General features: G+C 61.3%; 11 protein-coding genes. 8 read left to right on the forward strand and 3 right to left on the reverse strand.

Annotated features, from left to right (window positions below):
• The first annotated feature begins 57 nt into the window (after positions 1-57).
• Together I6I71_RS05155 and I6I71_RS05160 are read left to right on the forward strand one after the other, a co-directional pair.
• Entirely contained in the window at positions 58-1,185 is a 1,128-nt protein-coding gene (locus I6I71_RS05155) for an ATP-binding protein (RefSeq protein WP_236587400.1), read from the forward strand.
• Entirely contained in the window at positions 1,182-1,805 is a 624-nt protein-coding gene (locus tag I6I71_RS05160) for a LuxR C-terminal-related transcriptional regulator (RefSeq protein WP_201822752.1), read from the forward strand. The genes I6I71_RS05155 and I6I71_RS05160 overlap by 4 nt, the downstream gene beginning before the upstream one ends.
• 201 nt (positions 1,806-2,006) lie before the next feature.
• On the opposite strand, the gene I6I71_RS05165 is transcribed toward I6I71_RS05160, so the two are convergent.
• Positions 2,007-3,953, reverse strand: a complete 1,947-nt coding sequence (locus I6I71_RS05165; RefSeq protein ID WP_201822755.1) for an FAD/NAD(P)-binding protein — start codon at positions 3,951-3,953, stop codon at positions 2,007-2,009.
• A gap of 70 nt (positions 3,954-4,023) precedes the next feature.
• On the opposite strand from I6I71_RS05165, the gene I6I71_RS05170 reads away from it, so the two are divergent.
• From I6I71_RS05170 to I6I71_RS05195, 6 genes are all read left to right on the forward strand, one after another.
• Entirely contained in the window at positions 4,024-5,688 is a 1,665-nt protein-coding gene (locus I6I71_RS05170; protein ID WP_236587436.1) for a TIGR04028 family ABC transporter substrate-binding protein, read from the forward strand.
• The gene (locus tag I6I71_RS05175) at positions 5,688-6,650 is read left to right on the forward strand and encodes an ABC transporter permease (protein WP_201822762.1); all 963 of its coding nucleotides are present in this window, start codon (positions 5,688-5,690) and stop codon (positions 6,648-6,650) included. Before I6I71_RS05170 ends, I6I71_RS05175 begins: the two co-directional genes overlap by 1 nt.
• Positions 6,647-7,531 (forward strand): ABC transporter permease, encoded by an 885-nt coding sequence (locus tag I6I71_RS05180; protein ID WP_201822765.1) that lies wholly within the window; start codon positions 6,647-6,649, stop codon positions 7,529-7,531. Before I6I71_RS05175 ends, I6I71_RS05180 begins: the two co-directional genes overlap by 4 nt.
• On the forward strand, positions 7,531-9,147 hold the full coding sequence (locus I6I71_RS05185; RefSeq protein WP_201822767.1) for a dipeptide ABC transporter ATP-binding protein: 1,617 nt from the start codon (positions 7,531-7,533) through the stop codon (positions 9,145-9,147). Before I6I71_RS05180 ends, I6I71_RS05185 begins: the two co-directional genes overlap by 1 nt.
• Position 9,148: 1 nt before the next feature.
• Positions 9,149-10,387, forward strand: a complete 1,239-nt coding sequence (locus I6I71_RS05190) for an alkylhydroperoxidase domain protein (RefSeq protein ID WP_201823402.1) — start codon at positions 9,149-9,151, stop codon at positions 10,385-10,387.
• A gap of 135 nt (positions 10,388-10,522) precedes the next feature.
• Positions 10,523-11,875 (forward strand): RNA-binding domain-containing protein, encoded by a 1,353-nt coding sequence (locus tag I6I71_RS05195; RefSeq protein ID WP_201822769.1) that lies wholly within the window; start codon positions 10,523-10,525, stop codon positions 11,873-11,875.
• A gap of 21 nt (positions 11,876-11,896) precedes the next feature.
• On the opposite strand, the gene I6I71_RS05200 is transcribed toward I6I71_RS05195, so the two are convergent.
• Positions 11,897-12,313: a hypothetical protein gene (locus tag I6I71_RS05200; protein ID WP_236587402.1), complete on the reverse strand. Its 417-nt coding sequence runs from the start codon at positions 12,311-12,313 to the stop codon at positions 11,897-11,899.
• Positions 12,314-12,330: 17 nt separating this feature from the next.
• Complete coding sequence (locus I6I71_RS05205) at positions 12,331-13,470, reverse strand: helix-turn-helix domain-containing protein (protein WP_201822772.1); 1,140 nt, start codon at positions 13,468-13,470, stop codon at positions 12,331-12,333.
• Between the last annotated feature and the right edge of the window lie 43 nt (positions 13,471-13,513).

Here is a 13,513-nt window from a genome sequence, read left to right on the forward strand (position 1 = left end):
TCTTTTCAGGGTTTACCCCGATGTGCTCAGGGCATTGGGCGTGCAACGATGGGGGACATGTCTGCGTTGTATCCCCGGCTCACCCGAGTGAGATCCCGTCGCGTGATCGCCGGCGTGGCCGCTGGCCTGGCCTCGCATCTCGGGGTGGAGGCGAAGTGGGTACGCCTGTTTTTTGTGGCGGCGAGTTTCGCCGGCGGCTTCGGCGCGTTGTTATACGCCGGGTTGTGGATGTTCACCCCGCTTGCCGAGAACACGGCCCCGCGGCAGCGCCCCAGCGCGCTTGATATCTTCCTGGTGCTCGCCGGGTTTGCAGGAGCGCTGACGTCGTTACAGGTCTCCTCCGGTGCTGGCGGGGCGGTGTTGTTCATCCTTGGCGTGCTCATTGTTGGTGCGGTGATCGCGCTGCAGGCGTATGACCGCGGTACGGATTCGTGGCGCAACATTGCCGCACTGACCCTGGGTGCGCTGTTGATCATGGGCGGAGTACTGGCAATTGCGCTCATAGGGGAGAGCAGTGGAGTAGCCGGTGTGGTCGTCTCTGTACTGGTCACGGTGCTGGGTGTCGGCGTTTTAGTAGTGCCGCTGATGGTCAAGCTGGCTAACTCGCTGGTTGCGGAGCGTGAAGCAAAAGCGGTGGCGAACCAGCGCGCGGAGATCGCCTCGCGCCTGCACGATTCGGTGCTGCAGACGCTTGCGCTGATTCAAAAGCAGGCCGACGATCCGGAGGAGGTTGCCCGGCTCGCGCGCGGTCAAGAGCGGGAGCTTCGCGCCTGGCTTTTCAATGACACCGTGTCCAACCACACCACCGTCTTCGCCGCACTGCAGAAGGCTGCGGGCGAGGTTGAAGACACGTACGGGGTAGTGATCAAGCCGGTCACGGTCGGCGAAGACATCCCCTTTGACCAGCGCACCGAAGCGGTCGTGCTCGCCGCGCGTGAGGCCATGGTCAACGCCGCCAAGCATTCGGGTGTGGATACTATCGACGTCTACGCCGAACACCTCGCCGGCCGACTCGAAGTGTTCGTCCGCGACCGTGGCAAAGGCTTCGACCCAGACGCCATACCGGCAGACCGGCACGGTTTACGAGACTCCATTGTGGGCCGGGTTGAGCGGGTTGGGGGAGAGGTGGGCGTGGTGGCGTCGATAAGCAATGGCTCCGAGATCGAACTAGCGTTGGACCTATGACGCGCGTGTTTTTGGTGGATGACCACTCGGTGTTTCGGGCCGGAGTGAAAGCCGAGCTGTCCGCTGCGGTGGAAATCGTCGGAGAGGCCGGCACCGTTGCGGAGGCGGTGCGCGGGATCGAGGAGACCCAGCCGGACGTGGTGCTCTTAGACGTGCACATGCCCGACGGCGGGGGCCTAGCCGTCCTCAAACGCGCGCCGGGACCTGCGTATTTGGCGCTGAGCGTCTCGGATGCAGCAGAAGACGTCATCGCCCTGATCAGGGCGGGTGCGCGCGGGTACGTGACCAAGAACATCGCGAGCGCGGAGCTTGCGGAGGCAATTGAGCGGGTGCGTGGTGGGGACGCGTACTTCTCGCCACGGCTCGCCGGGTTCGTGCTCGACGCTTTTGCCTCCGGGCCGGTGGTGGAGGAGGACGACCCGGCAGTGGACTCGCTCACCCGGCGCGAGCTGGAGGTGTTGCGCCTCCTTGCGCGCGGCTACACGTACAAGGAGATCGCCGAGCGCCTGTTCATCTCGGTGAAGACGGTGGAGACGCACGCCTCCAACATCCTGCGCAAGACGCAGACCTCGAACCGGCATCAGCTCACGCGTTGGGCGGTGGCGCGCGACCTGGGGTAGCGGCGGGCCCTGCTTGACATAACGTTTATCGTCTAGCGCTCTCGGGCCGCTGCTAGACGACATTGCAAAAAGCCCCAAATCCAACAAAATGCGACCTGCGGAAATGCGGAGGAAAAATTTTATCGTCTAGCAACATCTTGCTCACTGCTAGACGATATGGAGACACCATGTGCGACCCCAGCGCCAACCTAAGCCGCAGGCCTAGAGCACACCCGCCTGCGTCAGAAGCGACAGCGCCGTCTTGTCCGTTTCCTGCAGCATCAGCGGGTTCGTGCCCGGCATCGGCGAAATTGTCGTGTCCGCCCACTGCTTGCCGGTCGGAATGCCCACGATGTGCAGGCGCGGATCGAGCGTGCCGTCGGGGTGGACGGTGCGTCGAGTATCGGCGTCGGTCTCCGGCGCGGCCGTTTCCACCCCGCCGGGTGCAAACGGGCGCACGCGGGAGCTGTTTCTTAACGACGCCACCAACGCGTCCCCCGACGTACGCACATCCGGGCCCGGCAAAAATGCGTCTGCCAGCGCCGTTGCGGTGACGGTGCGCGAGTGGCTCCTGGCGGTGTAGGTGCCCTCGGCGCCTGTAGCATCAGAATTGCCAGTGGAGACCTCGGTGGTGGGGTTGGGGCCGAGGAAGGTGGCCAGGGAGGCGTCGGCAAGCGCGAGAAGCTCGCGGGTGCGGAATAGTGGTGGGCCGGAGCCGACCATTTGGCCGAACGCCATGTACTGCGACAGGGCTGCTTCGCGGGGGCCGCGGCCGTTTTCGGTGGCGATAGCGCTGGGTTTGCGGCCTGCGGAGATCACCCACAGGCCAGCCTTGATGGGGGAGTCGGCGGCGGCGACGGCCTCGCGGATGTCATCTGCCATGCGTTTGCCGATGCAGTGGTTGAGCTCTTCCAGCGACAGCGTCTCGGTGCCGGCGAGCGGGTCGGCCCAGTGGGCAAGGTGGAAAGGTTCGGTGCTGAAGTCCGCGCAAGTCTCGCTCAGCGCTTCGGCGACGGGGAAGATGCTGGCAGCGCTTGCGTGTGCGTCCAGGTCAACGGCATCGATGGCGGCCAAAACCTCGTCAAGCGGGAGCTTCATTGCTTGTGGACGCACCCTTGCAAGCGTGGTGTAATACGCCGCGTAGGCGTCACGGGCCAGTGCCGGCCAGAGGTCGCGGCCGAAGGAAACCGGCGCCTCGCTGGCCGTGGCAGCATCGATGGCGGCGCGCAGGCGAGTCAGATCGGCCTTCGGCGGCAGCGAGTGGTACTCGGATTTCGGCAGGTAGGGGTAGCCGCGCCCGGAGGTCACGACAAGGTGTGGTTCGCGCCCGCTGGGCTCGTAGCGCAGGCCGGAGCGTGTCGACGCATCCTCTACAAAACGCCCACCGCGGCCAATGGTGACAAGTGCCATGAGGTCGAAAAAGCCCATGCCCATGCCGCGCACCAGCACCTGCTCGCCGGGGGCGAGGCGATCCACGTCCTGCTCAACCGGGTTGTTCGCGCCGATGTAGGTCACGCCGGAATCCGCAAACGCCCGCTGTCCAGGCGACATGCCCGGCAGCACCCAGCCGGTGGCAAGCACGGTGGCGTCGGCGTGGATCACGGTGCCATCCGCAAGCTGGATCGCGTCAGTAACGCCGTCTTCGTGGATGCTCACCGCGCGGGTGTTGTGTTCAACCACGGTCACGTTCTCCGGCAGCTGGGCCAACGCAACTTGCCATACCCAGCGCAGGTACTCGCCGTAGAGTGCGCGCGAAGGGTTGGACTCTGGTCGGGTTGCGCGGATCTCTTCGGTGAAGGAGGTGGGGAGGGGGTGCGGGTGGGCGCGCATAAGCGGATGCGAATGCTCGCCCCGAAGGGCCTGGATCCACTCGTACATGGTGGGGCCTTCGAGGATGGGGGCGCCGACGGTTGCGCCGGGTTCGGTGAAGAGTGTGACGGCGCCGGCGAGTGTGTTCATGCACAGCGTGTGGGTTTGGGTGGTGTCCCAGACGCGGCCGGCGCCAATTTGAGAGTCATCAATGACGTGGAGGGTGAGCGGGGTCTGGCTCGGGCGCTCGCGCAGGTATGCGGCGAGGCGTTCAGTGATGGAGATCCCGCGGGGGCCCGCTCCGATGATTGCGATGGATGCTGCCACGAATCTAAATCCTCCGGATAGTTGAGTTGGCATCTTCTAGACTGAATAGTCTATTGTTGCGAAACAAACTTGTCTAATAATGAACGGCATGAAGAAAGGCACCATGAACGTCTTGAGAGGGAAGGTGACACCTTCAATAGCAATTACAGTGGTAGCGGCACTGCTTGCGGGGTGTGCGCCACCGACGAGCGGGAAGTCAGACAACGTGCTGACCTACTTAGAATCCGCCTGGTTTAACAACCTGTACCCGCCGGCGGCCGGCTTTTACCCCAACGGCGGCGTGGTTAACCAGATAACAGACCGATTGCTCTACCAGGATCCCGAGACGCTTGAGCTGCACCCGTGGATTGCCACAGACCTGCCGGAGATCAATGAGGACGCAACCGTGTTCACCTTTGATATCCGCACGGACGTGACGTATTCCGACGGCACCCCCATGACGGCACAGAACATCGTGGACAACTTTGACCTCTACGGCCTAGGTGACAAGGAGCGGCTGTTCAACGTCTCGGAGCAGATCTCCAATTACGAGCGTGGCGAGGTTGTGGATGAGGACACGGTGCGCTTTTACTTCAGCAAACCTTCCCCGGGCTTTGCGCAGGCAGCCTCCTCCTACAATGCCGGCTTGCTTGCTAACGCCTCGCTGAAGCTCCGCAGCGAAGACTTCGGCCCGGGCAACGCCGTCAATGTGATCGGGTCTGGTCCGTTCGTGGTGGAGTCTGAAACGCTGGGGACCGACCTGGTGCTGCGCGCCCGCGAGGATTACGACTGGGCACCACCAGTGCTTGAGCAGCAGGGGCGTGCGCGTTTAGATGGCATCCACTACACCTTTGCCGCTGAGGAAGCAGTGCGCTCCGGCGCGCTGATCTCTGGCCAGGCCGACATGGTGCGTGAGATCTCCGCTCCGGTGGAGCCGCACCTGAAAAACCACGGCATCCAGGTGGTCTCTGCAAGCACCAACGGGATGAGCAACCAGCTGGCGTTTCGTTTTAACCACCCGTTGCTGCAGGACATCCGCGTGCGCAAGGCACTGATCCACGGCATTAACCGCGAGGAAATCCTGCGCGTGCTCTACAGCGATTCTTACCCGCTGGCCACCGGGCCGATGGCGTCCACCGCACTCGGCTACACCGAAAAAGCCGGTGAGTACACCTTCGACCCGGAGCTTTCGCGCGAGTTGTTGGATAGCGCCGGGTGGCTCCCGGGGCCGGACGGTATCCGCGTGAAGGACGGGCAGCGCTTGAGCCTGTGGATTAACTACGCGCAACCGCAGCCGCGTTCCAAGGAACTAGTGACCATGGCGCAGTCTGACCTGCGTGAGCTTGGCATTGAGCTGAACATGGTGGCGGGAGACCGCGCAACGCAAAACGCAGCGGTGAAAGACATTGATCGGGTGCAGATCATGCACACAGTGGTGGGGCGTGCGGATTATGACGTGATTGTGTCCCACCTGTCGCTCAAGCGCCGTGACGCACTGCTGAACAACGCCGGCGACGATACACCTGTGGACCCCACGTTGGAGGAGCTGCTGTCCACGATTTCCTCCACGGCGGATGCCCAGGGGCGTGAGGCGGCATCGCATGCGGTGCAGGACTACCTCACCGAGCAGGCCTACGTGCTGCCGCTGTTTGAAGAGCCGCAGGTCTACGCACTGGCACCGCATGTGAAGGGCTTTGACACCGAAGCGGTGGCACGCCCGAGTTTCTACAGCGTCTACTTCGAAAACGGCGAGGACGAAGAAGTCACCGCAAAGGAGGCCAAGAGCTAATGGGCCGCTACATTGCTAAGCGCTTAGGCCAGGCGCTGATTGTGTTGCTGTTGGCGTACACGCTGGCGTTTTTCCTGCTGTCGGCGTTGCCGTCGGATGGTGTGGCGGCACGCTACGCGGATCCGGCGCTGGGGTTGTCCAACACGGAGATCGCGCAGATTCGTGAGCAGATGGGTGTGGATAAGCCGCTGATTGAGCAGTACTTTGCCACGCTTGGCGGGTTGTTTACAGGCAACCTGGGTTACTCGGTGGCAACCGGCACCTCAGTGTCCAGCTTGATTGCGACAGCCACGCCGCACACGTTTGTGTTGGCGGTGTCCTCGGTTGGTTTGGCTATTGTGGTTGCGCTTGCTGTGGCGTGGGTGGCAACCCTGCCTGGTGGCGGGTTTATTCGCCGGGGTTTCCGCGCGTTGCCGTCGTTTATGGTTTCGCTTCCGGGCTTTTTCATTGCGATTGTGCTGCTGCAGGTGTTTTCTTTCCAGCTTGGCTGGGTCAACGTGGTTAATCCGACCGCGTTCGAGGGCTTGATTCTGCCCACCTTGACGTTGGTTGTGCCCATGGCGGCACCATTGATTCAGGTGCTGATCCGCTCGATTGATGAGGTCCAGGCGAAGCCTTTTGTACAGGTGCTGCGCGCGCGTGGTGCCAGTGAGTCACGGATTTTCTGGCGCGACGTGCTGCGCAACGCCTTGCTGCCGGCGATCACTATGGCTGGCCTGTTGTTCGGCGAGCTTGTCGGCGGCGCCGTGGTCACGGAGACGGTGTTTGGCCGCGCGGGCCTTGGCCAGCTCACGGTCAACGCTGTGTCCTCCCGTGACATGCCGGTGCTGCTTGGCGTGGTGCTGATTGCTGCCGCCGCCTACGTGATTATCAATTTGGTTGTTGATCTGCTGTACCCGGTTTTGGACGTCCGGCTGCGCGACACCACTTCGAAAGCTCCCACTAAGGAGGGTGCGAAATGAGCATTTCGCTTATCGACGCCCACGTAAACCCCAACAAACGCCCCAAGCGAGACCCTAGGCGTGGTCTCAAGCGCAGCACTCCCAAGCGCTGGAGCGCTCCGGGCACCATCATCGCGATTGTGGTGCTGGCCGTCGCGTTGTTGTGGGCCCTGGTCCCCGGTGTGTTTGCCACGCATGATCCGTACAAAGGCACGGATGTAGCGCTGCTTGCGCCGAGTTCGCAGCACTTCTTTGGCACTGACGCGGTGGGGCGCGACCTGTTCTCCCGCGTGGTGTTTGGTGCGCGCCAGTCGCTGCTCGGCGCCCTGATTGCCGTGGCTGTTGGTCTGGTGTTGGGTACCCTGATCGGCCTGATCGCCGGCACGCAGCGCGGCTGGGTGGAAACTGCGCTGATGCGCTTTGTGGATGTGCTGCTGGCCATTCCTGGCATCCTGCTTTCGCTTTCCATCATCATCGTGACCGGGTTCGGTTCCCTGCAGGCGGCGTTTGCCGTGGGTATGACGTCTGTGGCTACGTTTGCGCGTTTGGCGCGCTCCCAGGTCATCCAGATTGCAAACGCCGAGTTTGTTGAAGCCGCCTACGGCTCCGGTGCAACGCAGGCCCAGGTGCTGGTGCGCCACGTCCTGCCAAACTCGCTGACCCCAGTGTTGGCGTTGGCCGCGCTGCAGTTTGGTAGCGCGATCCTGCAGCTGTCCATCCTCGGGTTCTTGGGCTACGGCGCACCGCCGCCCGTGCCGGAGTGGGGCTTGTTGATTGCAGAGGGCCGCGACTTTATGGCCACCGCCTGGTGGCTGATTCTGCTGCCTGGCCTGGCAATTGTGGCCACGGTCATGTCCGCCAACCGCCTGTCTGAGGCGATCCGATCGGAAGGGGAGAAGTAATGAGCACCCCAGAAAATAATCCACTGCTGTCCGTCGAGGACTTGACCGTGTCCTACGGCGGCAAGGATCCGGTGGTTCAAGACGTGTCCTTTGCCGTGGAGGCCGGCAAGATTACCGCGATTGTGGGTGAGTCCGGTTCCGGTAAGACGACGTCTGCCATGGCGTCGATTGGGTTGTTGGATCCCAGCGCGCACATCCACAGCGGCACAATTCGCTTTAAGGGCGAGGACATCACCGGCGCCACCAATGCGCAGTGGCGCCAGCTTCGTGGCGTCCACATTGGCCTGGTGCCGCAGGACCCGAACAATTCGCTCAACCCATTGAAAACCATTGGCGCCTCCGTCGAGGACGGCATGGCAATCCATGGGATCGGGGATGCGGCCAGCCGCAAGGAGCGCACGCTTGCCCTGCTTGAGCGCGTGGGTATTGATGACCCGGAGCGTCGCTACGCCCAGTACCCGCACGAGCTTTCTGGCGGCATGAAGCAGCGTGTGCTGATTGCTGCGGCGGTTGCGTTGGAGCCGCAGGTGATTATTGCGGACGAGCCGACGTCTGCACTCGATGTGACCGTGCAGAAAACCATCCTGGATTTGTTGGATGAGATGCGTGCGGAGCTTGGCCTGGGCATCGTTCTGATTACCCATGACCTAGCGGTTGCGGGCGATCGCGCGGATGACGTGGTGATTATGCAGCGCGGCCGCGTCGTTGAGCGTGGGCCTGCGGGCGAGGTGTTGGCGAACCCAACGCAGGAGTACTCCAGGCGGCTGTTGGATAACGCGCCGTCGCTCGCGGTGGCGGATGCCTACCATCGCCCGGCCACAAGCACCGAGACGCTTTTGAGCGTTGAGGGCCTAAGCAAGCAGTTCGGCGACTTCACCGCAATCGAGGACATTTCCTTTGAGGTCAAGCGCGGATCCACCCACGCGCTGGTTGGCGGTTCCGGTTCCGGCAAGACCACCACAGGCCGTGCAATTGCCATGTTCAACCAGCCCACGGCCGGCACCATCACCTTGGACGGCACGGACCTGACGCAGCTGACCCCGCGTGAGAAGCGCGCGATGCGTGCGCGCGTGCAGATGGTGTACCAAAACCCGTATGCGTCGCTGGATCCGAAGATGCGGATTCGTGACATTGTGGCGGAGCCCGTGCGCAACCTGCACGGGGTGAGCAAATCCAAGAGCCTGAAGCTTGCAGAGGAGTACCTGGACCGCGTCGCACTTGACCCGTCGGTGTTTGCCCAGCGTATGCCGGCGCAGCTGTCGGGTGGCCAGCGCCAGCGTGTGGCGATTGCGCGTGCGCTGATCGTGCAGCCGGAGCTTGTGGTGCTGGATGAGGCGGTGTCTGCGCTTGATGTGACGGTGCAGGCGCAGATTTTGGAGTTGTTGGAGCAGCTGCAGCGTGAGCTGGGCTTGACGTATGTGTTTATCTCGCATGACCTGGCGGTGGTGCGTCAGATTTCGGATACGGTGAGTGTGTTCCATCGCGGCCGCCAGGTGGAGACCGGCCCGACCGATACGGTGTTTACGCACCCGCGGCATGAGGTAACGCGTGAGTTGATTGACGCTATTCCGGGTAGCGTGTTCCGCGCCCGACAGTTAGGAGAGTTCGTTGTCTAACATGACCAACATTATTGATGTTCTAGCTGGGGTTACGCTGCCTGAGCGCTCGGCTCGTCCGGACGCGGTGGCGAATGCTGAGCGCAGCTTTGAGGCACTGTTTGAGAGCAGTTTGCTTATCGACGTCCCCGTTAACCACCGCTACGCCACCGCCGCCTTCATCGCCGGTATTTCTGGCGACGCCTGCGCGTTTGACTTCTACGCCGACCTTTTGAGTGATGAGGACGAGGCGTTGGTAGACGTCGTCGCCTCCGCCGTGGAGGTGGGCCGTTCCACCGGCCCGTATTCAGGTGGGGACTTCGTTCTCTTTGGTGGTGCTGAGGGTGTTGATGGGCTGGATGCAAAGCTTGCCGCCGCGTTCGACTTCGCGCACCTGTTGACCTTCCACCCGAAGGACGCCTCACCTGCCGCGATCGGTCACCTGCAGGAGGCGGGCTACACGGAAACCGGCATCGTGTCGCTGTCCCAGCTGATCTCATTTGTGGCGTTTCAGCTGCGCGTGGCGCACGGCGTGCGTGTGCTCGCTGGTGTTTCTGGTGACGCTGGTGTTTCTGGTGACGCAGGTGTTTCTGGTGCTTCGGTAGAAGCACCCGCGCGTGCTGTGGGTGTTGCGGATCCGGGCTGGGCGCCGACGTCGGCAACCCTGCAGCCCGAGGTTGTCGCACCGACAGGCTTTGTCAACCACTCGCTGGGGTGGAAGCCGTGGGTTGCACCACTGCCGAAGGAGCAGTTCACCGAGGAGCACATTGATGCGCTGATCAAGCCTGAACGTATTGATATGGAGTACTTCCGTCTCCTGGCGCGTGACCCGGCGGCGCTGAAGGCGCGCACCTTGACGGATCTGGACATTTTCTACAACACGGAAGGTGGCCTTGCGCGTGCGGAGCGTGAGCTGGCGGCCACGGTGGCGTCGCGGCTCAATGGGTGCGAGTACTGCGCTTCCGTCCACCAGGCGCGTGCCAAAGAAGAGGGCGGCGACGCCGAGATTATTGATCGCCTGCTTGCCGAAGGCGTAGAAACCGATCTTGGCTCCCCGCTGTGGAACGCGATCCGTGATGCGGCTGTGGCGCTTACCCGAACCCCCTTCGCGTTTGGCAAGGCCGAGGTTGAGGCACTGCGCGCGGCTGGTCTTGATGACGTGGCGATTATTGACGTGATCAACGCCTCCGCCTTCTTCAACTGGGCAAACCGCCTGATGCTCACCTTGGGTGCGCCGGATGTGCCGAAGCGCTTCCGCTAGGCGGTTGTGGGAGCGTGATTCTGGGTGCGTTTCGAGCTACTCGAAACGTACTCGAAACGTACTCGAAACGAATTTTCCTAGCTTGACCTGCGGATAACATCCTACTTGAAACGGTTTCGAGTAGAATGTTGAGCTGTGAGTGTGCAGCGCAACTTTTCTGAGGATCCCCGCCAGCTTCTGCAGGTCCCGGAGGATCAGTGGTTTGAGCGCAAGTCCTTCCGCATTAAGCCGAAGGATTTGGCCAAGACCATTGTGGGCATGGCCAATGCTGAAGGCGGCATTATTGCCGTTGGTATTACGGACCGTGAGTTTGATGGGCGCCCAAGCGCCACGCAGGACAATGCTCTGCGACAGACGGCGTTGGACCATACCGATCCAACAGTCCGAGTGCAGATTGAGGTTTGCGGGGCAGGGGAGGGTGCGCAGGTGTATCTCTTCCATGTGCTGCCAAGTGAGCGTGTGCATTACTTAAAATCCGGCGAGTGCTATCTGCGGGTTGGCGATGAGTCTCGTCAGCTGAAGGCGGACGATATTCTTGAGCTTCGCTACACCAAGGGTGAGCAGCAGTACGACGCGACGGTCCCGCCGAGGGTTAGCGTCAGTGACCTGGATCTGGAGCTGGTCGGGGATTATGCCGAGGCGATTGGGTCATCCTCCGCGGAAGATGCCTTGAAGGCCCGGAATCTGATTGACCGCGAAGGCAAGCCGCGTACGGCAGCCATCTTGCTGTTTGGTAAAAACCCGCAAGAGTTTTTCCCTAACGCCCATATTCGGGTGCTTCGCTTTGGTGAGGATCAGCGTTTTGATGGACCAATACCGAAACAAATCCAGGCTGCCCAAGAACTGATCGGCGGAATGCTGCCTAGCGTGCGTAGGTTGACGGGCTCGGGCCTGTTTGAGGACGAGAACCTGATTCCCCATGACGTCTGGCTTGAGGGGTTGGTCAACGCGGTGGTCCACCGCTCGTACAGCATGGCCGGGGATCATATTCGCTTTGAGATCTACCCTGGGCGTATTGAGATCTCCAGTCCTGGGCGGTTTCTTGGGTGGGTTAACCCGCGGACGCCGGAATCGTTAGCTTGCTTTGTTCGTAACCCAATGATCGCCCGTGTAGCCAGGGAACTTCGTCTCGGTCAGGGGCTGGGGGAGGGCATCCGGCGTATGTTCGCCAGCATGCGCAGGGTGGGGTTTGCGGATCCGGTTTATACGCAAACAAGTGGCAGTGTTGTGCTTACGTTGAATGCGATTCAGCGTTTGGATCCCCAGGTCTTGCAAAGTTTGCCGCGCTACGCCGAGGAAGTGCTGACGGTGCTTGAAACAAGCGGGCGGCCGATGTCTACGGGTGAAATTGCTGAAGTGTTGGAGCTTTCCGCCCCGCCCGTGCGTCGGGCACTGCAGGCAATGCGCGACGTGCGGTTGGTGCAGTGGCGCGGAAACGGACCTCGTGATCCGCGCGCTGTTTGGTACGTCGAGGGGCCATTGCGCTAGGCAGTTTCGAGTATCCGCCCCTTAGGCGTAGGCCAGTCGGCGCGACCCATCCACGTGTGGGTACAGCACCCATGCGGCGCTAAACAGCACGACAAACGCCACTGCCACGCCCCACACGGGCCACGCTGCCAGCGGTGCAAGCATGAGGAGCAGCCACCAGGCCATAAGCGGGAGCATCATGCTTATCTGTGGCCCCGTGTACACGTTTTTCTGTTCCCCGTACGCCCGCATTTGTTTGCGGTAGGGGTGTGCGAGCGTGACCGCGATTGCTGCGATGACGCATGCTAACGCGAGCATCACCTTGGTGCCAATGGCCAGCTGCGAAACAAGAACCGCCACCGATCCGGCAACTCCAAGTGAACCAATCACATGCACGATGATCGGCGTGGGGATTGGCGTTTTTCGGTTAAGGGCCTCGGCAGCGCTAATGGGAATCACGCCAGAGACGTTACCGCCTATCCGGCAGGTTTAGAACTTTCAGTTCCCTGCTCGTAGTGGCGGACCAGTTGGTCCACCACAGGGATCCGTGCATCGAGGAAGTACGAGGCGTCAAGGACGCTGATCCTGTCTTCCTGTAAAGCACGGGCCACGGTTCCAACATATGTGGGGCCTAGATCGCGGTAGCGGATTCGCCAGTGCGCGGGGCCAGAATCGCGGTTGCGGAGCTTATCGGGCTCAGTCTTCCAAGCTGCATCGCTTCTAGCCTGCTCGCTTTGAATGGCAGCTTCATCGGTGACGCCGAGGTCTTTCAATCGGATAGCTGCGGCGATACGGCTTACCTTGAATGTCGTTGCAATATGTCCAATCGCATCTTCATTAGCGGTGGAAAGTTGTGTTCTCACTGCGGCTTCGGGCATGAGGAAGTGTGCTGCGAAGGAGTTCGCCAGTGCTTCCTCATTGTTTGCTTCCTCAAGCATGCACAGCCCGCTATCCCGATTAATAAGGTGCCCGACCTCATGGAAGAGAGTGAAGCTTTTTCCAGAGGGGAAGTCGTTGCCGTTCAGCAAGATCAAGGGCAGCACGTCGTGATGTACGGAAAGGCCACGGAATACTCCACGATCAACTCCGGATGTTTGGAAAACGAGGATTCCGTGAGACTCCAGCAACTGTCGCCAGAACTTGAACCCTGCCTCCTTGCTTGGCCCTGGCGGAGTGAAGTCACTATCGATGCCGAAAATGCTACGTATTTCTTCTGCCGCTTCTTTCATCCCAGCACGCTGAAATGGCTTGATCAAAGTGGTGGGTGTAGGAGCTTCGTCCGCGTATTCCAGTATGATTTCGCGGTAGCGCTCAGCGCGTCGTAGTGCTTTCGTGGTAGAAGCGTCAAGGCCATCGAGCTCCGGAGACTGACGGAAGTCGATCGTGGATGGAATATCGGGGGAGGTCGGAGCAGGCGTGAAAAAGAACGCAGGTGTGCGGTCGAGCTTCTTTGCCATCTTGACCAGCTGCTTGAATGTTGGGGAACTACTGTTGTCTTCGAACTGCAGGATTCGTTCCGGCTTCACATTTGCTGCAGAAGCCAATTCCTCAACGCTTAGCCCGGATACCTGGCGGGCCCAAGCCAGCGTGTTTCCAATGATGGGTGCGCGCCCCATTTTCAACCTCCCTTCCGGACCAAAAGATTTCCTACTAAAGCAC

This window comes from Corynebacterium riegelii (genome assembly GCF_016728505.1).
In the GTDB taxonomy this organism is placed as follows: domain Bacteria; phylum Actinomycetota; class Actinomycetes; order Mycobacteriales; family Mycobacteriaceae; genus Corynebacterium; species Corynebacterium riegelii.